2 protein-coding genes are annotated in these 1,149 nt (G+C 75.5%); both read left to right on the top strand.

The features are described from left to right. Positions 1–226: GNAT family N-acetyltransferase (locus tag MXD58_RS25100; RefSeq protein WP_250610102.1), on the top strand; the 226-nt coding region annotated here is incomplete at its 5' end. Positions 227–279: 53 nt separating this feature from the next. Continuing rightward, the coding region (gene folP / locus MXD58_RS25095) for a dihydropteroate synthase (protein ID WP_250610104.1) at positions 280–1,149 on the top strand (870 nt) is incomplete at its 3' end.

The following is a 1,149-nucleotide window of genomic DNA, read 5'->3' as shown; positions in this document are numbered from 1 at the left end:
GGGCGCGGCCAGGCGGGTCCTCGCCGCGCTCGGACAGTGGGCCGCGGCGCGCGGCGCCACCCACGCCTACCTTCAGGTCGAGGAGGTCAGCACCGTGGCCAGGCGGCTTTACGCCGAACTCGGCTTCCGGCCGGTCTACCGGTACTCCTACCGTCGCGCCCCGGTCGTACCGGTGCCGGGCCCGAGCGGTCGGTCGGCCAGGTCGACCGTGGAGGACACCCCGTGAGCCCGGAGTCCGACGAGTTCCTGCGCCCCGGCGACGGCGACCTCACCAAGGTGATGGGGGTCGTCAACGTCACGCCCGACTCGTTCTCCGACGGCGGGACGTTCCTCGATCCGGTCGACGCCGTCCGGGCCGGGTTGCGGATGGTGGACGAAGGTGCCGACCTCATCGACGTCGGCGGCGAGTCGACCCGTCCGGGTGCGTCCCGGGTGGTGGCCTCGGAGGAGATGCGCCGGGTGCTGCCGGTCGTCGCCGAGCTCGCGGCCGCCGGCGTGCGGGTCAGCGTGGACACGACGCGGGTGTCGGTGGCGGCCGCCGCCGTCGACGCCGGCGCGGTCCTGGTCAACGACGTCTCCGGCGGCCACGACCCGGACCTGCTGGCCCTGGTCGCCGACCGCGGGGTCTACTACGTGCTCATGCACGCCCGCGGCCCGAGCATCGACATGGCGGACCGCGCGGTCTACCGGGATGTGGTCGCGGAGGTGGTCGAGGAACTCGGCGAGCGGCTGGCGGCCGTGATCGCCGCCGGCATCGCCGAGGAGCGGGTGATCCTCGACCCCGGCATCGGGTTCGCGAAGAAGGCGGAGCACAACTGGGCGCTGCTGCGGCAGCTCGACGCGTTCTCCCGGTTCGGGCGGCCGCTGCTGGTCGGCACCTCCCGCAAGTCCTTCCTGGGCTCGGTCCTCGCGGACAGGCGGGGCGCGAGCCGGACCAGCGACGAGCGTGACGACGCGACCCAGGCGACGACGGCGATGCTGGCCGCCGCCGGGGTCTGGGGCGTACGGGTGCACGCCGTGCGACCGGCGGCGGACGCGGTCCGGGTCGTCCGGGCGTGGCATCGTGGGGGTGTCGACGCCGACGCCGACGCCGACGGCGCCGGGTCGGCTGGCGGCTCCGCCGCCGCGCGGGACCGCGCTGTCGGGCGG

It is taken from the genome of Frankia sp. AgKG'84/4 (assembly GCF_023242965.2).
Taxonomy (GTDB): Bacteria; Actinomycetota; Actinomycetes; order Frankiales; family Frankiaceae; genus Frankia.
Note: the sequence above shows the minus strand (reverse complement) of the source record. Positions and strands in the feature narration are given on the sequence as shown.